The following is a 19,357-nucleotide window of genomic DNA, read 5'->3' as shown; positions in this document are numbered from 1 at the left end:
CAGCCGTAACGTCGCCTGCACCTGCGCGATGTTATTGCTAGGCTTCATCGGCCGCGTCGGCGGCCGCCACGACGACAAGGAGATCCGCATGAGCCCCACCAACACCGAGCAGCTGAAGGACAACCTGAGCGAAGCCGGCTCCCACCTGAAGTCCGCCGCCAGCGCCGCCGGCGAGGCGGTCAAGGGTGCCGCCGCCGCGGCGGGCGACGAGCTCAAGCTCGGCAAGGCCAACATCAAGGCCGAACTTTCCGACAGCGCGCTGGCCGGCCTGAACGCCGCCGAATTCGGCGGTGCCGCCGCCAAGGAGCAGGTCGATGCCTTGATGGACAAGGGCAAGGACCTGATCGACAGCGCCGCCGAGCTGATCCGCGAGCGCCCGCTGGCCTCGTTCGGCGTGGCCTTCGCCGCCGGCTGGATCATCGCCAAGCTCGCACGCAGCGGCGACAAGTAAGCCGGGTCCGTGGCCGATACGGACAAGGACAGCGGCCAGGCCGAAGCCCCGCGCACGCCTTCGCTCGAAGAGGCGATCGGCGAGTTCGGCAAGGCCGGCCGCGAAGGCCTCGATGCCGGGCTGGACGCGCTGCGGGCGTTGCGGCGGCTGTTCGCCGCCGACCTCGCGCTGGCGCGCGCCGCGCTCGCGCATGCGCTGGTGTGGCTCACCGTGGCGGTGGCGTTCGGCGCCTCGGCCTGGCTGCTGATCGTGGCGGCCGGCATCGCGCTGCTGCACTACTTCGGGCTGACATGGCTGGCCGCGACCTCGCTGATGGCGCTGCTGAGCCTGGCCGTGACCGCGCTGGGCGCCTGGCAGGCGATGCGCTACTTCGAGATGAGCAAGCTCGACGCCACCCGGCGCCAGCTCGCCCGCCTCGGCATCGGCGGCGACGACGAAGACGTGCCCGCGCCGAAGGAGGACCCATGAAACTCGAACAGCTGCAGCACCGCATCGCCCGCGCCGAGGCGGTGCTGGAAGGGCGCGAGCACCAGCTCGTGCAGCAATGGGGCACGCTGCGCCAGCTGTGGCGCGCGGCGTGGACGCCGGGCCGGATCGTGCTGGCCGGGCTGGGCCTCGGCTTCGCCGCCGGCATCAGCGAGCCGAGGACGGCGTTGAACAGCCTGGCCGGCAAGGTCGGGGCGGTGCCCAAGCTGCTGCAGACGATCAGCGCGATATCGGCGCTGTTCACCGCCACCCAGGCCCAGGAAGCCTCGCAACAGGCCGAGCGCGCCGCCGGGAAGGCGGAGGACGTGGCCCGCGAGGGCGCCACGGGCACCGCCGCGCCGCCGGCGGAACCGGTCCGTACGGCGGCTCCTCGCGGCACCGCGTCCCCCGCCAGTCCAGCGCCGCCGCATCCGGCGGAGGCCGCCACCGAGGTTTCCGAACGCTGAGGCGTGGCCGGGACGCTTCCTGCTCTCGATACCGGGACGAATGGGGCGCCCTCCCGGATCGGGATCGCCCTTCCCGCTTTCCGGACGGTCGTTCCCGCGAAAGCGAAAATGGCGGTAAACGCCGGGCGGCAAGGGACGACGATCCAGCCCTCCCGGAGCCGTCCACCCTACTCGCCACCGCACAGTGGGCCGATAATGGCGCTCCGCCGGCGCAGGCCGGGCCCGCCAATGTCCGCATGAGCCTTCCCGCAGAATCGCCGGCCCCGTCCGCCGGCGCCCCCTTGCCTCCTGCCTCGCGCCCGCGCGCGCCCACCTCGCTGGTGGTGCTGGCGACGCTCGCGGTCGGCTACACGCTGTGGGCCGCGCAGACGGTGGTCCTGCCGGTCATGCTGGCCGTGTTCTTCGCGTTGGTCGGCAACCCGATCATCCGCCTGCTGCGCAAGCTGCACCTGCCGCGCTTCATCGCCGCGCTGCTGGTGCTGCTGCTGGGCCTGTCGGCGACCGTGGCGCTGGCGATGCAGCTGGCCGGCCCGGCCAGCGAGTGGTTCCAGCAGGCGCCGTCGCAGATGCGGCAGATCTCGCGCGAGCTGCGCAACCTGACCAAGCCGGTGCAGCAGGCCAACCAGGCCGCCGAGAGCTTCGCGCGCGCCGCGGGCGGCGAGAGCGGGCGGCAGGTGCAGATCGTGCGCACCCAGCTGGACGATCCCTACAGGGCGCTGGTGCGCACGCCCAAGCTGGCCGCGTCGGTGCTGGCGGTGGTGCTGCTGACCTTCTTCTTCATGGTCTATGGGGAGAACCTGCAGCGCAATGCGATCGCGTTGCTGCCCAGCCAGCAGAAACAGCGCTTCACCGCGGAGATATTGCGCGACATCGAGCGCGAGGTCTCGCGCTACGTGCTGACGATCAGCCTGATCAACACGACGGTCGGCCTGGTCTTCGCCGGCATCCTCTACGCGCTGCTGTCGATCCCCCTGCAGGAAGCGCTGCTGTGGGGCACGGTGGTGGCGCTGTTGAACTTCGCGCCCTACGTCGGCCCGCTGATCGGCGTGATGCTGATGCTGCTGATGGGCTTCGTGAACTTCCACGCGCCACTGCAATCGCTGCTGCCGGCCCTGATCTACCTGCTGCTGCACACCGTCGAGGGCCAGGTGGTCACCCCGATCGTGCTCGGCCGGCGCATGGCGATCTCGCCGCTGATGCTGATCCTCGGCCTGATGCTGTTCGGCTGGCTGTGGGGAATGATCGGACTGCTGCTGGCGGTGCCGTTGCTGGTCTGCATCAAGATGGTGCTCAACCGGCTGGAGGGCATGCAGCGCTGGGCGCGGTTGCTGGAGTAGCGGGGATTCGGGATTCGGGATTCGGGATTCGGGATTCGGGATTCGGGATTCGGGATTCGGGATTCGGGATTCGGGAAAAGCGTCTTTGCCTGGGTTCGCCCTGTCGAGCGACGCGATGCTTTCTTGCGGTTTTTCGCTGTCCGTGGGAGGGACTTCAGTGCCGACCGAGGGCCGGCAAAGCCTTGTCGGGACTGAAGTCCCTCCCACAAACAACACTCGATCCGGAGCAGGCTGGTCGCTTTCCGAGCCCCAGCCCCCACCAGAGTCCCGGCTTCTCCGGCCAAGCCTGTCGGGACTGAAGTCCCTCCCACGACAACATCCGACCCGAGCGGGGCCGTCGCTTTTCGAGCCCCGGCCCTTGGCCCCGGGTCCCGGCTTCCCCCGCCCTACTGCCGTAAAATCCCCGGATGACTTTCCCGATCCGCGCCATCACCCTCGACCTCGACGACACGCTGTGGCCCTTCGCGCCGATCGGCGCCCGCATCGACCAGGTGCTGCACGACTGGCTGAGCATCCATAGCCCGGTCACCGCGCAGCGCTTCCCGGTGCAGGCGATGCGCCAGCTGCGCGAACGCAGCTTCGCCGAGAACCCGCATCTCCACCACGACCTCAGCGCGTTGCGCCGGCTGACGATCCGCCAGGCGCTCGAGGAGAGCGGCGGCGACCTCGCCTTGATCGAGCCGGCCTTCGAGGTGTTCTACGCCGCCCGCAACCAGGTCGAGTGCTACCCGGATGCGCTCGACGCGCTGGCGCGCATCGCCGCGCGCGTGCCGGTGGCGGCGCTCAGCAACGGCAACGCCGACCTGGAACGCATCGGGCTGATGCACCACTTCGCGTTCTCGCTCGGCTCGCGCGAGCACGGCGCCGCCAAGCCGGCGGCGAGCATCTTCCATGCCGCCTGCGAACGGCTGGGCGTCGCGCCCGCGCAGGTGCTGCACGTCGGCGACCACGTCGAGATGGACGTGCTCGGCGCGATCAACGCCGGATTGCGCAGCTGCTGGATCAACCGGGAGAACCGCGCGTGGGAACACGCCACGCTCGCCCCCGACCTGCATTTCGATACCTTGACCGGGCTGGCCGACTGGCTCGACGCCCATCCGGACTTCGCCGAGCCCGGTGGCGGGCGCCGCTGCGCCTGAGCGCCCGCCCCTCCCATCCACCGCCGCGCCATGCCGAGCGCCTCCCCACAGGAACCCACCATGTCGTTACCGCAAGGCTTCACCTCCGATACCTCCCGCGCGCTGCCGCTGCACGTCGTCGACCGCGAAGGCCTGGCGGACTGGTGCGCGCGGCAGCCGGCCGGCGTGGCCGCCTGGGTGCAGGCGCAGCACTTCGCCGCCGCCCCCGGCTCGGTACTGCTGCTGCCGGGCGAGCACGGCCTGGCCGGCGCATTGCTCGGGGTGGGCGATCGCGGCGACGCCTACGCCTATGCGCATGGCCCGTTCGCGCTGCCGGCCGACACGCACTGGCAGCCGGCCACGGCGTTGGACGACGCGGCACGGCGCGCGCTCGAACTCGGCTGGGGCCTGGGCAGCTACCGTTTCGCCCGCTATCGCAAGCCGGTGCGCACGCCGGCGCTGCTGGCGGCCACCCCCGATGCGGAGACCGCCGCGCTGATCGAGGCCTGCCTGCGCGTGCGCGACTGGGTCAACACGCCGACCGAGGACATGGGCCCCGAGCAACTCGAGGCCGCCGCGCGCGCGCTGGCCGAGGAGCACGGCGCCCGCATCGGGGTGGTCGCCGGCGACGCCCTGCTGGCGAACAACTTCCCGACCATCCATGCGGTGGGCCGCGCCTCGCACCGCGCGCCGCGCCTGATCGAGCTGCACTGGGGCGATGCGGCGCACCCGCACCTCGTGCTGGTCGGCAAGGGCGTGTGCTTCGATACCGGCGGGCTGGACCTCAAGCCGGCCGACGGCATGCGCAACATGAAGAAGGACATGGGCGGCGCCGCGCACGCGCTGGCGCTGGCCGGGCTGGTGATGGCGCGCAAGCTGCCGGTGCGGCTGACGCTGCTGGTGCCGGCGGTGGAGAATGCGGTCGGGCCGGACGCCTTCCGCCCCGGCGAGGTGGTGGTCACCCGCGCCGGCGTCAGCGTCGAGATCGACAACACCGACGCCGAGGGCCGCTTGATCCTGTGCGACGCACTGGCCTACGCGAGCGAGGCCAAGCCCTCGCTGATCCTCGATTTCGCCACGCTCACCGGCGCGGCGCGCATCGCGCTCGGCCCGGACCTGCCGGCGCTGTTCGCCAACGACGACGCGCTGGCCAACGACTGGCTGGCCGCCGGCGAGCGCACCCGCGATCCGGTCTGGCGCATGCCGCTGTGGCGCCCGTACCTGCGCTACCTCAACAGCCACGTCGCCGACATGGCCAACGCCGGCTCGCGCATGGCCGGCGCGGTCACCGCCGCGCTGTACCTGGAGCGCTTCGTCGCCACCGGCCTGAAGTGGGCGCACCTGGACGTGTACGCCTGGAACGACAGCGACCGCCCGGGCCGGCCGGCCGGCGGCGAGGCGCTGGCGTTGCGTTCGGCGTGGGAGATGCTCAAATCGCGGTTCGGCACGTAACGCAGTGCGCGCCGCTGGCGCGGGGAGGCCGGAATCGGCGCTTTCCCCCGTTTGCGAGGGAGGTGCTCATCCAGGCCTGTTTTCATGATGGTTTGCCTTGGCTGCCGCGCGGCGACGCGTTCATCCGCAATGCGGCCGAGGGTTTCTTGCGGCGCCCCGCTTGCGGGATGAAGACGTGCGGCTTGCGGGCCATTGGCTCGCGCACGTCTGAATGTCCGGCGCGCGAGGCGAGGTGCCCGAGAGCCTGCCCCCGCGAAAGCGGGGGCGGATGAGGGCGCTGCAGGCAAGCGTGCTGGAGGGTTCGGAGCCCCACCCGAGACCAGGCAAGTCCTGTCCTCAGCGCAGGCCGCGGCCGGTGGCGGCCCAGTAGATGCCGCCGTAGAGATGGTCGAGGTAGCGCGGGTCGTTGTAGGCCTCGGCCAGGTGGCCCAGCGCGGTGGCAAACACGCGACCGCCCTCGAAGCGGTGGTACCAGGCCACCGGATGGTCCTTGCCCATGCCCTTGGCGACCTGGCCCGGCCAGATCAGGGTCGGGTCGTAGCTGGATTCGTCCACCGTCATCAGCGTGACCAGGTCGTCGCTGTACGGCGGGTCGTACTCGTACCACTCGTCGGTCCAGACCCAACGCTGTGGCAGGCCGGCAGTGGCCGGGAAGTTGCGGTCGACGACGTCGACCATCGCGGTCTGCATGTAGGGGTGGGTCCGGAACGAACGGCCGATCATCCGGTCGTACCAGTCCCACTCGCCGCGCTTGATCGCGAAGGCCTTGTGCACCGCGACGACGCCGCCGCCGTTGCGCACGTACTGCTGGAACCTGGCGCGCTGGGCGGGATTGAGGTCGGTGGCCGGCGTGTTGAGCAGCACGATCGCCGCGTACTGCGACAGGTCCTGGTCGAAGGCGGCGGTGTTCCAGGCCCACACCAGCTCGAAGTAGTGCTGCCGCGCCATCGCCTCCAAGCGCGGCTTGGCCACCGGGATGTAGTCGTGGTGGTACTGGTTCGGTATCGCCGCGACCAGCACCTTGAACTGCTGCGCCCAGGCGCCGCCGCAGGCCAGCAGCAGCGATCCCAGCAGCAACGCGCGCATCCACTTCATGTCGGCTCCCCTCGAAACGTTCCGGCGAGGATAGCCGCCGCCCTGTCCTCCGCGACGCGGGCCGCGGTAATTTCATAGACGTTTGCCAGGACGACATACCCGCGATCGCCCACGGCGCCTAGGCGCGCCGCACGATGGCTCGTTCGCCTTGGCCTGCTCCCGCCGGGGCCGCGCCGGCTCGCCAGCCGCGGCAGGACTTTCGCGCCTACAGCCATCCCTTCTGCCGCGCCAGCCGATACGCCTCGATGCGGTTGGCCACGCCGAGCTTGCCGATGCACTCGGACAGGTAGTTGCGCACGGTGCCGTGCGAGAGGCCCAGCCGCTCGGCGATCTCGCTGGCCGAGCGGCCTTCGCCCGCCAGGCGCAGCACGCTGCGCTCACGCTCGCTGAGCGGATCGGCCTCGGCCCAGGCTTCCACCGCCAGTTGCGGGTCGATCGCGCGGCCGCCGCGATGCACGCGGCGCAGCGCTTCGGCCAACTGTTCGGCCGGCGCATCCTTGAGCAGGTAGCCGGACACGCCCGCGTCCAGCGCGCGGCGCAGGAAGCCCGGACGCGCGAAGGTGGTGACGATCACCACCCGCACCGGCAGTTGCTGGCGCTGGATGCGCAGCGCCAGCTCCAGCCCGGTCAGGCCCGGCATCTCGATATCGGTGACCAGCAGGTCCGGCTGCAGGCGCTGCAGTTCGCGCCAGGCGCTCTCGCCGTCGCCGGCATTGCCGACCACCTCGATGTCGTCCTCCAGGTTGAGCAGCGCGGTCAGCGCGCCGCGCAACATCGCCTGGTCTTCGGCCAGCAACACGCGCATCGGCACTTCGATCTCCCGGGCTAGCAAACAGGGCCGGCGGCGCGGACGACAGGCACGCTGTCGGACGGCATGCCGCCGGCCGCGACCGGCTGCGGCGCGTGCGGCAGCGGCAGTCGTGCCTGCAGGTGCGTGCCCTGCCCGCGCCGGGCGTCGACCCGCAGTTCGCCGCCCAGCGCCTGCAGGCGCTCGCACATGCCGCGCAATCCGTTGCCCTGGACGATGTCGCCGCCGCGGCCGTCGTCGCAGATCTTCAGCACCGCCTGCTGGCGCTCGCAGGCCAGCGAGATCCGCACCCGCTGCGCACGCGCATGCCGCTGGATGTTGGTGACCGCCTCGCGCACCACCAGCGCGAACACCGTTTCCAGTTCCGGCGGCAGCGGCGTTTCCGGCAACGTGTAAGACAGCAGGACCCCGTCGGTCTCCAGCAGCAGGTGCGCCGAAGCCAGTTCGGCCGCGAGTTCGGCCGCGCGGATGCCAGTCACCGCGTGCCGCACCTGCGCCAGCGCCTCGCGCGACACCCGCGCGACCTCGCCGATCTCGCGGCGCGCGGCCTGCGGATCGCGCTCGACCAACTTTCCGGCCAGGTCGGCCTTCAGCGCGACCAGCGACAGGGTATGGCCGAGCAGATCGTGCAGGTCGCGCCCGATGCGCTCGCGCTCGGCGGTGGCGGCCAGGCGCCGGACCTCCTCGTGGCTGAGCCGCAACGCGCTGTCGGCCTGCATCCGCTGGACCATGATGATGTTCAGCAGCCCGACCATGAAGCTGACCAGCACCGTGCTGAACAGGTAGATATTGGGCCAGCCGATCAGCAGCCAGACCACGACGTAGGGGACCAGGACCCCCAGCATCCACGCGATCGCCACCCGCGTGCCGCCGCAGAACGACAGGAACGCGCAGGCGTAGACGACGTATCCCTGCGCTCCTGGATTGAACGGCGTGGTGGCGTAGGCCAGGGCGGCGATGCCCAGCGCGCAGGCCAGGACGAAGCGCCGGCTCCGGTAGTAGGCAATCCAGTACAGCACCAGGAACGCCGCGTAGCTGGCCACCGTGGGCCACAGCCAGTCCGGGAAATACTTCGACTCGTACAGCGGCGTGACGAAGATCCATACCGACCACCCCAGCATCAGCACCGGGAACCAGCGCGAGCGCTCGCCACCGCCGCGGTCGATGCGACGGCCGATGATCGAATCGTGGCTGGGTTCGAGGAAGTGCATGGTCCCGCGTTCCTGGATCAAGAAGGCGCCGCGGCCCCCGCGGCGCGAGCGCGAAGCATACCGCCGCGATGGATACCGGTCCCGGCCCCGCGCGCCCGCGGGTGCCGCCGCGGGCCGGGCGGCACCCGCACCGATGCCGCCTGCCGCGTGCGGTGCAGCACGACGCCGGACCGGAACATGCGGGTAGCCTGGAGTCCCGGCCGCGGCCCCGGCAGTCGCCGGCATCAGCGATCCTCGATGACACCTGTCACTGGCTTCCGCGGCGCCGTGGAGGCATGCTGGCCGGCATCTTCGGGGACGGCCGGCGTTCTGGTGACTTCCGGCAGCTTGCGGCCGCCATGCCTTGCGGTCACATTTCGTCCCTCTTTACGTCCTTGTGTCCACGATGAACACATCCGCCGATCTGCTGAAGGAACTCCGCATCGACCGTAAAGCCGCCCCCAGCGAGCCGCCTTCGCGGCGCTGGCTGTGGATCGCGATCGGCGTGGTGGTGGTGCTGCTGTTGCTGGCCGCCGCGGCGTGGCTGTTCGGCCGCGCCCGGCCGGTGGAGGTGCGCACGGCCCCGGCGGTGGCGATCAGCGCCGGCGGCGCCTCGTCCTCGGTGCTCGATGCCAGCGGCTACGTGGTCGCGCGGCGCATGGCGACGGTGTCGGCCAAGATCACCGGCAAGGTGCGCGAGGTGATGATCGAGGAAGGCATGCGCGTGGAGGAAGGCCAGGTCATGGCCACGCTCGACCCGATCGACGCGGATGCGCAGCGCAGCCTGTCGGCCTCGCAGCTGTCCGCCGCGCGCAGCCTGGTCGACAACACGCAGGCCCAGCTCAAGCAGGCCGAGGCCGAAGCGGCGCGGCTGCAGGCGCTGGTCGGCCAGCAACTGGTGTCGCGCTCGCAGTACGACCAGGCCGTGGCGCAGCGCGATGCGCTGCGCGCGCAGCTGCAGAACGCGCAGCGCAACGTCAAGGTCTCCAGCGACCAGCTGGCGATCTCCGACATCGGCGTGGACAACACCGTGGTGCGCGCGCCGTTCGCCGGCGTGGTGACGGCCAAGGCCGCGCAGCCGGGCGAGATCGTCTCGCCGCTGGCGACCGGCGGCTTCACCCGCACCGGCATCGGCACGATCGTGGACATGGATTCGCTGGAAGTGGAGGTCGAGGTCGGCGAGGCCTACATCGGCCGGGTGCAGCCGAAGATGCCGGTGGAGGTGGTGCTGAACGCGTACCCGGACTGGCGCATCCCGGGCGAGGTGATCGCGATCATCCCCACCGCCGACCGCGGCAAGGCGACGGTGAAGGTCCGCGTGGCGATGCAGGTGAAGGATCCGCGCATCGTGCCGGAGATGGGCGTGCGGGTGAGCTTCCTGGAGAAGGCGCAGCCGCAGGAACAGAGCAAGCCGCAAGGCGTGCGCGTGCCCGGCGGCGCGCTGGTCCAGCGCGACGGCAAGACCCAGGTGTTCGCGCTCGGCGCCGAGGACCGGGTCGAGCTGCGCGAGGTGAAGACCGGCATCGACATGGGCAACGACAAGCAGGTGTTGTCGGGCCTGGCCGCAGGCGACACGGTGGTGGTGGAACCGCCGGAGGCGCTGAAGGATGGCGACAAGGTGAAGCTGGCCCAGGCCAATTGAGATCGCCGAGGCCGTGACGGCATGTGACTCTCATCCCGTGGTCGGTGCGATGCAGTAGCTTTTGCTTGCGCTGTTGCTTTTGCTTTTGATGTCCGCTTTTCCCGGGGCCCTCCGAAGCGGCGGAGTCGGCGGGAAAAACCCGCAGGGCGACGTGCATGGATGCACGTCGTTTTTCGCCGGGGCAGGATGCCCCGTCGAAAAATCCCACCGGCTCCGCGGACCCGCAGCAAAGCTGCGGGCGCGCAGGCGGGGTGTGCTTTCTTTTGGTTACTTTTCTTTGCACAAGCAAAGAAAAGTAACTCGCCAAAGGCGAAAGCTTTTGCCTTTCTCGCCAAAGCCCAAAAGGCCAAAAGCAACGTCCCTGGATCCCCGCCTTCGCGGGGATGACGGTAGAGAGTTTGCTGAGGGAGTGGGACATATGAGCCAAGTGAACAACGTGAAATTCGCAGAGTCCCGCCTTCGGGGCAACGGCTGAAACACGAACACGAACAACACGAAGCGCCGCACCGCATACCAGAAGCACAAAAATTCTTCGCACCAGCATCCATCGAACCGCAGAGGAAACCGCAATGACCGCCCTCGTCACCCTCCGCAACGTCACCAAGACCTACCAGCGCGGCCCGGAGAAAGTCCAGGTTCTGCACGGCATCGACCTGCAGATCGAGCGCGGCGACTTCGTCGCCCTGATGGGACCCTCCGGCTCCGGCAAGACCACCCTGCTCAACCTCATCGGCGGCCTGGACTCCCCCAGCGGCGGCGAGATCGAGATCGAGGACCAGCGCATCGACCGCATGAGCGCCAGCCAGCTCGCCACCTGGCGCAGCCACCATGTCGGCTTCGTGTTCCAGTTCTACAACCTGATGCCGATGCTCACCGCGCAGAAGAACGTCGAACTGCCGCTGCTGCTCACCCCGCTCGGCGCCGCCCAGCGCAAGCGCAACGCCGAGATCGCGCTGACCCTGGTCGGCCTGGCCGAGCGCCGCAACCACAAGCCCAACGAACTGTCCGGCGGCCAGCAGCAGCGCGTGGCGATCGCCCGCGCGATCGTCTCCGACCCGACCTTCCTGATCTGCGACGAGCCCACCGGCGACCTGGACCGCCACAACGCCGAGGAGATCCTCAAGCTGCTGCAGCAGCTCAACCGCGAGCACGGCAAGACCATCATCATGGTCACCCACGACCCGAAGGCGGCCGAGTACGCCACCCACACCGTGCACCTGGACAAGGGCGAACTGGCCGATGCGCCGGTCGCCTACTGATCGGGAGGCGACATGAAATATTTCTCGCTCATCTGGGCGCAGCTGTTCCGCAGCAAGACGCGGACGCTGCTGACCCTGTTCTCGGTGGTGGTCGCGTTCCTGCTGTTCGGCCTGCTGGACTCGGTGCGCGTGGCGTTCACCTCCGGCGGCTCGGTGGAGGGCGTCAACCGCCTGGTGGTCGCCTCGCGCCTGTCGATCACCCAATCGCTGCCGGTGCGCCTGGAATCGCAGATCCGCACCATCCCCGGCGTGCGCGACGTGACCTACGCGATGTGGTTCGGCGGCATCTACCGGGACCCGAAGGAGTTCTTCGCCAACTTCTCCATCGCGCCCAACTTCTTCGACGTGTACACCGAGTACGAGGTGCCGCCGGACCAGCTGAAGGCGTTCCAGGACACCCGCACCGGCGCGATCGTCGGCGAGGCGCTGGCGAAGAAGTACGGCTGGAAGATCGGCGACACCATCCCGCTGCAGGCCACGATCTTCCCGCGCGGCGGCAGCAACGACTGGCCGCTGGAACTGAAGGCGATCTTCCGCGCCAAGGACCGCGCCAACGCGCAGTCCGAGCAGCAGTTGATGATGAACTGGAAGTACTTCGACGAGAGCAACGACTACATCAAGGGCCAGGTCAGCTGGTACACCGTGCGGCTGGACGACCCCGCCCACGCCTCGCGCGTGGCGCAGGCCATCGACGCGCTGTCGGCCAACTCCGACCACGAGACCAAGACCCAGACCGAGTCGGCGTTCCAGCAGGCCTTCGTCAAGCAGTTCGCCGACATCGGCCTGATCGTCACCTCGATCATGGGCGCGGTGTTCTTCACGCTGCTGCTGCTGACCGGCAACACCATGGCGCAGGCGGTGCGCGAGCGCATCCCGGAACTGGCCACGCTCAAGACCCTGGGCTTCCAGGACCGCACCGTGCTGTCGCTGGTGATGGTGGAGTCGGTGCTGCTGATCGTGCTGGGTGGTTTGATCGGCATGCTGCTGGCCTCGGCCGCCATCCCGGTGCTGGCCGGCGCCAGCGGCGGCGCGCTGCCGGTGCATCGCGTGCCGGGCCAGACCTGGCTGGTCGGGCTGGGATTGATGGCCGTCATCGGCATCGTGGTCGGCCTGCTGCCGTCCCTGCGGGCGCGGCGGTTGAAGATCGTCGACGCGCTGGCCGGACGCTAACGGGAGATAGCTCATGAAGAAGCAATGGATGTGGAACCTGCTCTCGGTCGTGCTGCTGGTGGTCGGCCTGGCGGTCTGGATCGCGCTGCCCTGGTACGCGGTGCTGGCGGTGGCGGCGCTGCTGGCGCTGTGGCTGCTGCTGACCCGCAGCGGCCGGCTGTCGCTGGCGGCGGCGCGCATCGGCATCGCCAGCCTGCCGCAGCGCTGGGGCGCCAGCTCGGTGATCGTGGTCGGCATCGCCGGCGTGGTCGGCGTGTTGGTGGCGATGCTGGCGATGGGCCAGGGCTTCCAGGCCACGCTGGAGAGCACCGGCGACGACACCACCGCGATCGTCCTGCGCGGCGGATCGCAGGCCGAGACCAACTCGGTGATCATGCGCGACCAGGTGCCGCTGATCGCCAGCCTGCCGGGCGTGGCGCGCGGCGCGGACAACCGGCCGCTGGTCTCGCCGGAACTGTCGCAGGTGGTGAACCTGCTGTCCAAGGCCGACGGCACCGACGTCAACGCGCAGTTCCGCGGCGTCGGCGAGCAGGCCTGGGCCGTGCACGACCGGGTGAAAATCGTGGAAGGCCGCAAGTTCAATCCCGGCCTGCGCGAGATCGTGGTCGGCAAGGGCGCGCGCGCGCAGTTCCGCGGCCTGGACGTGGGCAAGACCATCGCTCTCGGCAACCAGACGTGGACCGTGGTCGGCGTGTTCGCCACCGGCGACGCGCACGATTCGGAGCTGTGGACCGACACGCAGACCCTGGCCACGACCTACAACCGCAGCGCCTACCAGTCGATCAGCGTGCGTACCGAAGGCACCGGCGGCTTCCAGCAGTTCAAGACCGCGATGGCGGCCGACCCGCGCCTGAAGCTGGACGTGTTCACCACCCGCGAGTACTACCGCAAGCAGGGCGGCAACCTGAGCACCGTGCTCGAGGTGCTGGGCAAGTTCATCGGCACGATCATGGCCTTCGGCGCGGTGTTCGGCGCGCTCAACACCATGTACGCGGCGGTGGCCACGCGCGCGCGCGAGATCGCCACGATGCGCGCGATCGGCTTCCGCGGCCTGCCGGTGGTGATGGCGGTGATGCTGGAGACGATGCTGCTGGCCCTGCTCGGCGGCGTGCTCGGCGGCCTGATCGCCTGGTCGATCTTCAATGGCTACAGCGCCTCCACCCTGGGCAGCAACTTCAGCCAGGTGGTATTCCAGTTCAAGGTCTCCCCCGAATTGCTGTGGACCGGCCTGAAATGGTCCCTGGGCATCGGCCTGGTGGGCGGCCTGTTCCCGGCACTGCGCGCGGCAAGGCTGCCGATCACCGCCGCACTGCGCGAGGTATAGCGGTTGTTGCTGCTGCCCGTGATTTTGCTTTGGGCTGGGTGACGCTTCCTCGCGCGGCGGTGCGCCAACCTCCATGGCCTACGAGTATCACTGCGGCGCGGCCCCTCCCAAGCGGCGGAGCCGGCGGGGAAAACCCGAAGGGCGGCGCACAGGGGCTCGCCGGAAAAGGCGAAGCACTGCTTCGCCCCGGCGAGCGGGCATTCGCCGCGCGGCGAATGCCCCGGGCTCGTCCGCGTAGCGGACGAGTGCGCCGTTTTTCGCCGGCTCCGCGGACCCGCAGCAAAGCTGCGGGCGCGCAGGCGGGGTGTGCTTGATCAGCCATGACCAGCCATTCGGCTGTTGTGAAGCGCTTCGGCTGCCGTGAAGCGCTTCTTTGGGTTACTTTTCTTTACGCGGCACATCCCTGTGCCGCGCCCTTCGGGCGGCGTCGCCGTGCGGCGCTGCTCCTGCAGCGCGCGTGCACAAGCAAAGAAAAGTGACTCGCCGCAAGGCGAAAGCTTTTGCCCTAAACAAAAAAGCAAAAACAAAGCCCCTGGATCTTGGACCTCCAGCCTGAACAAACTCCACCTGTCATCCAACCGTCATCGAAACGCGGTAGATGACCGCCCCATGACGGCGTAGCCTGCCCGGCCATTACCCGCATTCCCCCACCGCCATGATGCGCCTGCTGATCCTGGCCTGCGCCTGCCTGTGGCTGGCCGCCTGTTCATCCACCTCGCTCAGCGACCGCCTGGTCGCTCCTGGCGGCGTGTCGCCGCTGCTCGACGAAGAGCAGATCGCCGCCACCATCGCCGCGATCCCCAACCGCAACGGCCACGTCGTCACCCGCGACGGCGTGCCGATCTTCTGGCGCGCCTTCGATCCCGGCCAGTACGGCCTGCGCTACCGCTACCTCGGCCAGCGCCACGACGCCGGCCAGCCGCTGGACGTGGACTTCTCCTTCACGCTGCCGCGGCCATTCCGGCCCCTGGCCCCGCGCGGCACCGTGGTCCTGCTGCACGGCTGGATGATGGACGGCGACTCGCTGCTGCCCTGGTCGCTGCAGCTGGCCCAGGCCGGCTACCGCGTGGTCACCATCGACCTGCGCAACCACGGCCATTCCGGTGGCGGCCCGGCCGGCTACGGCACCCGCGAATCCGACGACGTCATCGACGTCATCGACGCCCTGCGCGCCCGCGGCGAGGTCGCCGGGCCGCTGTACCTGTTCGGCATTTCCTACGGCGCCGCCACCGCGCTGTTCACCGCCGACAAGCTCGGCCCGCAGGTCGCCGGCGTGGTCGCCATGGAATCCTTCGCCAACGCCGGGCGCGGCATCCGCGACATGGTCCCGCACATGCTGGCCAGCCGGCCCAGCGGCTGGAAGGCGCAGGCCGTGGCCACCTATGCGCGGTGGCGCTACGGCAACCAGGACCTCGACGCGGTGATCGCCGCCGCCGACCAGCGCCTGCGCCTGAACCTGGACCGCATCGACGTGACCCGCGCGCTCGCCGATACCCAGGCCTGCGTGCTGCTGCTGCACGGCGACGCCGACCAGCACATCCCGGTCGCGCACGGCCGCAGGCTCGCCCACGCCAGCCAGCGCGTGCACTACATCGAGATGCGCGGCGAGAACCACCTGAGCCTGCCGCTGCGGCTGGACCTGCTCGGCGGCGTGGTCGACGACTGGCTGTCCCGGGACGGTTCGGGCCGCGCGGGTTGCCCCGCCCCGGAAATGCCGCGGGAGGCCAACATCCTGGCCCTGCAGCAGGACCTGCCGGATCCGCCGCGCAGTTGATACCCCCGCCTACGGGGCGGCGCGGCGCGCACGCCACAGGCTGTCGCCGACGAACAGCAGCAAGCCGAGCCAGATCGCGCCGAAGCCGATCGCCCGCGCCCGGTCGAACGGCTCGTGGAAGAACCACACGCCCAGCAGCAACTGCAGGCTCGGCGCGATGTACTGCAGGATGCCGACCAGCGACAACGCGACGCGGCGCACCCCGTAGGCGAAAGCGATCAGCGGCACCGCCGTGACCAGGCCGCCGAGCACCAGCAGCAGGTCGTCGCGCCAGCCCCAGCCGTGCAGGAACGCGCCGCCGTGGCCCAGCTCGCTCCAGACCGCGAATGCCAGCGCCGGCAGGAACAGGTACAGGCTCTCCACCGCCAGGCCGGCCACGGCATCCACCGCCACCCGCTTGCGCAGCAACCCGTACAGCCCGAACGACATGGCCAAGCCCAGCGCGATCCACGGCGGCGCGCCCGCGTCGATCGTGATCCAGGCCACGCCGGCCGCGGCGAACGCCACCGCCAGCCACTGCACGCCGCGCAGCCGCTCCTTCAGCACCAGCACGCCGAGCACCACGTTGACCAACGGGTTGATGAAGTAGCCCAGGCTGCTCTCGATCACGTGGCCGGCGTTGATCGCCCAGATGTACAGGCCCCAGTTGAACGCGATCGCGCAGCTGCTCAGCGCCAGGACGCCCAGCGCGCGCGGCTGCGCGGCGACCTGCCGCCACCAGCGCAGGCGCGAGGAGAACAGCAGCCAGGCCACCACGAACACCGTGCTCCAGATGATGCGGTGGGCGATGATCTGGAACGACGGCACCGACTTGAGCAGATGCCAGTACATCGGCACCAGGCCCCAGATCACGAAGGCCCCGGCGCTCATCGCCAGGCCGCGGCGCGCCTCGCGCGCGTCGGTCGCGCTCATTTGCGCGCCTTCGCCAGGGTGACCACCGCCACGCCGGCCAGGATCACCGCCATCGCGCCGAGGTCGTGCGCGGTGAACCGCTCGTGCGCCAGCCACGCCCCCAGCGCCACCGCGATCACCGGGTTGACGTAGGCGTAGCTGCCGGCCAGCGCCGGCCGCACGTGGTGCAGCAGCCAGACGTAGGCGGTGAACGCGACGATCGATCCGAACACGCACAGGTACGCCACCGCGGCCAGCTCGTGCGGCGTCGGCAGCGCCTGCGGCCGCTCGCCGATCGCCAGGCCGGCCAGCACCAGCAGCACGCCGCCGCACAGCATCTGACCGGCGGCGGCCATGAACGGCGAAGGCAGGTCGCGGCCGCGCGACCACACCGAACCGAACGCCCAGCCGACCGGCGCGATCAACAGCAGCACCAGCCCGATGGGCGTTGCGGTCAGGCTGCTGCCGGCGTTGAGCCAGACCACGCCGAGGAAGCCGATCACCACGCCGATCCACTCGCCGCGGCTGAAGTGCTGGCCGCGCATCGCGCCGAACAGCGCCATCCACAACGGCACCGAGGCCACGGCGGTCGCCGCCAGCCCGGAGGACACGCTGCGCTCGGCCAGCACCACCATGCCGTTGCCGAGCAGCAGCAACGTGCCGCCCATCATCGCCACGTTCGGCCATTGCGCGCGCGTCGGCGCCGGCACGCCGCGCCAGCGCAGCACCGCGTACAGCAGCGTGCCGGCCACGATGAAACGCGTGCCGGACACCATCGTCAGCGGCAATGCGCCGCCTTCCAGCGCGAAGCGGATCGCGAGATAGGTGGAGCCCCAAACCACGTAGACCAGCAACAGGGCGAGGACGACGGCGGCGCGCGAGGCCCGCGCGGAAGCGGGAGATGACATAGAAGGATCGCAAGACAGAAAGAAGATTCCAGGCCTACTGGAGCGGAGAACCCTGTGGGAGCGGCTTCAGCCGCGATGAAGCTCTACCGGTAACGCCTGTCGCGGCTGAAGCCGCTCCCACAGAAGCTGCCCCCAACGGAAAACGCAGACTACACCGCCCAACAACAGCGCCAATACCAGCATCGCGACGGTTCCCCGCCGAAGGACTTCCCACTAATGCACCTTGCGGGAGGGAGTCCAGTCCCCGACGGGCTCTAACAGGAAACCCGCCGGGACTGCCCCCCCACACACATTCTCTTCAGCGCCGCGCGGCCTCGCTGGCATCGCGCGCCGCCTTGAATTCCGACCCGTCCTGCCAGCTCGGCCACTCGCGGCTGTTGGCCAGCCGCTCGCCGAGGTCGTAGACCAGGGTGGTGTCGGCGGCATGGCCGCTGGCGTCCCATTGCGGCGTCCAGCGGTCGCACGGCTGGTGGTAGCAGTCGGCGAAGTACTTCTCGCGCAAGGCCTTGCCGGCGGCGACGCCGCCCTCGTACTTGTCCAGGCCGGGTCCGATCGTGATCGACGGCACGCCCATCCGCGCGAACGCGAAATGGTCGGCCCGGTAAAAGAAGCCGGCTTCCAGGTTCGGGTCCGGCGAGTAGCTGCGCCCGCGCGCCTGCGCCGCCTTCTCCAGGTCGCCTTCCAGCGACACCCGGCCCTTGCCCCAGGACGCGATGTCGCGGGTCGGGCCGTCCGGGCTGAACATCTCCATGTTGAGCACCGCCACGGTCCTGTCCAGCGGCGCCAGCGGATGGGCGGCGTAGTAGCTGGCGCCGAGCAGGCCCTTCTCCTCGGCGGTCAGCGCGATGAAGTACAGCGTGCGCTGCGGGCGCGGCCCGGCGGCGAACACGCGCGCCAGTTCCAGCACGCTGGCCACGCCGGTGGCGTTGTCGACCGCGCCGCGGCGGATGCGGTCGCCGCCGGCGCCGGCGCCGTCGGCCACGCCGAAGGCGTCCCAGTGCGCGGAGAAGATCACCGTCTCGTCCGGATGCGCGCTGCCTTCGATCTTCGCCACCACGTTGTGGGTGACCACGCGTTCGCGCTTGACCCGGAAATCCACCGACAGCGTCGCATCGCCCAGCGGCACCGGCTTGAAGTCGGCGCGCTGCGCGCTGCGCTTGGCGGCCTCGAAGTCCAGCCCGGCGCGCTTGAACAGCGACACCGCCAGCTCGCGCTGCATCCAGCCGCGCGCCGGCACGTGCTGCGCCTTGGCGTCGGCCACGGTGCGCTCGATGTCGAACACCGGCGACAGGCCCGAGCTGCGCACCGTGTTCCAGCCATAGGCGGCCGGCGCGGTCTCGTGCACGATCAGCACGCCGGCGGCGCCGCGGCGCGCGGCCTCCTCGAACTTGTAGGTCCAGCGCCCGTAGTAGGTCACCGCCTTGCCGTCGAACGCGCCCGGCTGGGCGGCCTCGAAATCGGCGTCGTTGATCAGCACCACCGCGACCTTGCCGCGCAGGTCCACGCCCTTGTAGTCGTCCCAGTGCCGTTCCGGCGCGGCGATGCCGTAGCCGACGAACACCAGCGGCGCATCCTTGAACGACACCCTCGACAGCGGGCGCAGGCTCTGCAGGGTGATGTCCTCGCCGTTGGCCAGCGCCTGGCTCTGCCCGGCGACCTTCAAGGTCGCCTCGACCGGGCCTTCGACCTGCGCCCGCACCAGCGGCACCGCCTGCGTCCAGCCGCCCTTGTCGCCGCCGGGCTGCAAGCCGGCCCGCTTGAACTGGTCGACCAGGTAATCGACCGTGCGCTGCTCCCCGGCGCTGGCCGGGGCGCGCCCTTCGTACTCGTCCGACGCCAGCACGCGCACGTGCCGCGACAGCGCCTCGGCATCGATCCCGCCGCCCGGCACGTCGTTGGCCGCCTGCGCGATGCCCCCCACGAACAGGCAGGCGGACAGGAGCAGGATGCGCATCGGGTTCACGACAGGACCTTTTCGACGGAGTGGCCGCCCAGTTTACATCCAC

General features: G+C 70.0%; 17 protein-coding genes. 11 read left to right on the top strand and 6 right to left on the bottom strand.

Features of this window, described 5'->3' with window-relative positions; genetic code table 11:
* Positions 1–88 precede the first annotated feature (88 nt).
* The 6 genes from FD678_RS16245 (at position 89) to FD678_RS16220 (ending at position 5,290) form a co-directional block, all read left to right on the top strand.
* Positions 89–451: a hypothetical protein gene (locus FD678_RS16245; protein WP_140726067.1), complete on the top strand. Its 363-nt coding sequence runs from the start codon at positions 89–91 to the stop codon at positions 449–451.
* 9 nt (positions 452–460) lie between these two features.
* On the top strand, positions 461–919 hold the full coding sequence (locus FD678_RS16240; protein WP_140726064.1) for a phage holin family protein: 459 nt from the start codon (positions 461–463) through the stop codon (positions 917–919).
* Positions 916–1,383, top strand: a complete 468-nt coding sequence (locus FD678_RS16235; RefSeq protein WP_140726061.1) for a hypothetical protein — start codon at positions 916–918, stop codon at positions 1,381–1,383. Before FD678_RS16240 ends, FD678_RS16235 begins: the two co-directional genes overlap by 4 nt.
* A gap of 236 nt (positions 1,384–1,619) precedes the next feature.
* A complete protein-coding gene (locus FD678_RS16230) occupies positions 1,620–2,720 on the top strand; it encodes an AI-2E family transporter (protein WP_140726057.1) in 1,101 nt (366 codons plus the stop codon).
* A gap of 407 nt (positions 2,721–3,127) precedes the next feature.
* Positions 3,128–3,859 carry an HAD family hydrolase gene (locus tag FD678_RS16225; RefSeq protein WP_140726053.1) on the top strand — a complete coding sequence of 244 codons (732 nt, stop codon included), beginning with the start codon at positions 3,128–3,130 and terminating at the stop codon, positions 3,857–3,859.
* A gap of 60 nt (positions 3,860–3,919) precedes the next feature.
* Positions 3,920–5,290 (top strand): leucyl aminopeptidase family protein, encoded by a 1,371-nt coding sequence (locus FD678_RS16220; RefSeq protein ID WP_140726050.1) that lies wholly within the window; start codon positions 3,920–3,922, stop codon positions 5,288–5,290.
* A 336-nt stretch (positions 5,291–5,626) separates the two neighbouring features.
* Here the strand turns inward: FD678_RS16220 and FD678_RS16215 are convergent, their stop codons facing one another.
* From FD678_RS16215 to FD678_RS16205, 3 genes are all read right to left on the bottom strand, one after another.
* Positions 5,627–6,385: a ThuA domain-containing protein gene (locus tag FD678_RS16215; RefSeq protein ID WP_218569782.1), complete on the bottom strand. Its 759-nt coding sequence runs from the start codon at positions 6,383–6,385 to the stop codon at positions 5,627–5,629.
* Between the two features lie 205 nt (positions 6,386–6,590).
* Positions 6,591–7,190, bottom strand: coding sequence for a response regulator transcription factor (locus FD678_RS16210; RefSeq protein WP_140726047.1), 600 nt, complete (start codon positions 7,188–7,190; stop codon positions 6,591–6,593).
* Between the two features lie 20 nt (positions 7,191–7,210).
* Entirely contained in the window at positions 7,211–8,404 is a 1,194-nt protein-coding gene (locus FD678_RS16205) for a sensor histidine kinase (protein WP_140726044.1), read from the bottom strand.
* 385 nt (positions 8,405–8,789) lie between these two features.
* On the opposite strand from FD678_RS16205, the gene FD678_RS16200 reads away from it, so the two are divergent.
* From FD678_RS16200 to FD678_RS16175, 5 genes are all read left to right on the top strand, one after another.
* Positions 8,790–10,025, top strand: a complete 1,236-nt coding sequence (locus FD678_RS16200) for an efflux RND transporter periplasmic adaptor subunit (RefSeq protein WP_140726041.1) — start codon at positions 8,790–8,792, stop codon at positions 10,023–10,025.
* A 569-nt stretch (positions 10,026–10,594) separates the two neighbouring features.
* Complete coding sequence (locus tag FD678_RS16190; protein WP_140726035.1) at positions 10,595–11,284, top strand: ABC transporter ATP-binding protein; 690 nt, start codon at positions 10,595–10,597, stop codon at positions 11,282–11,284.
* A gap of 12 nt (positions 11,285–11,296) precedes the next feature.
* Positions 11,297–12,454 carry an ABC transporter permease gene (locus FD678_RS16185; RefSeq protein WP_140726032.1) on the top strand — a complete coding sequence of 386 codons (1,158 nt, stop codon included), beginning with the start codon at positions 11,297–11,299 and terminating at the stop codon, positions 12,452–12,454.
* A 13-nt stretch (positions 12,455–12,467) separates the two neighbouring features.
* Entirely contained in the window at positions 12,468–13,778 is a 1,311-nt protein-coding gene (locus FD678_RS16180; protein WP_140726028.1) for an ABC transporter permease, read from the top strand.
* Between the two features lie 658 nt (positions 13,779–14,436).
* Positions 14,437–15,552, top strand: a complete 1,116-nt coding sequence (locus tag FD678_RS16175) for an alpha/beta hydrolase family protein (protein WP_218569781.1) — start codon at positions 14,437–14,439, stop codon at positions 15,550–15,552.
* Positions 15,553–15,561: 9 nt separating this feature from the next.
* Here FD678_RS16175 and rarD read toward each other — a convergent pair whose 3' ends face one another.
* From rarD to FD678_RS16160, 3 genes are all read right to left on the bottom strand, one after another.
* A complete protein-coding gene (rarD, locus tag FD678_RS16170; RefSeq protein ID WP_140726021.1) occupies positions 15,562–16,464 on the bottom strand; it encodes an EamA family transporter RarD in 903 nt (300 codons plus the stop codon).
* Entirely contained in the window at positions 16,461–17,351 is an 891-nt protein-coding gene (gene yedA / locus FD678_RS16165; protein ID WP_177497854.1) for a drug/metabolite exporter YedA, read from the bottom strand. The genes rarD and yedA overlap by 4 nt, the downstream gene beginning before the upstream one ends.
* Before the next feature lie 298 nt (positions 17,352–17,649).
* Entirely contained in the window at positions 17,650–19,305 is a 1,656-nt protein-coding gene (locus tag FD678_RS16160; RefSeq protein WP_140726015.1) for a M28 family metallopeptidase, read from the bottom strand.
* Positions 19,306–19,357: the final 52 nt, after the last annotated feature.

This window comes from Pseudomonas sp. Hp2 (assembly GCF_006386585.1).
Lineage (GTDB): Bacteria > Pseudomonadota > Gammaproteobacteria > Xanthomonadales > Xanthomonadaceae > Pseudomonas_S > Pseudomonas_S boreopolis.
Note: the sequence above shows the minus strand (reverse complement) of the source record. Positions and strands in the feature narration are given on the sequence as shown.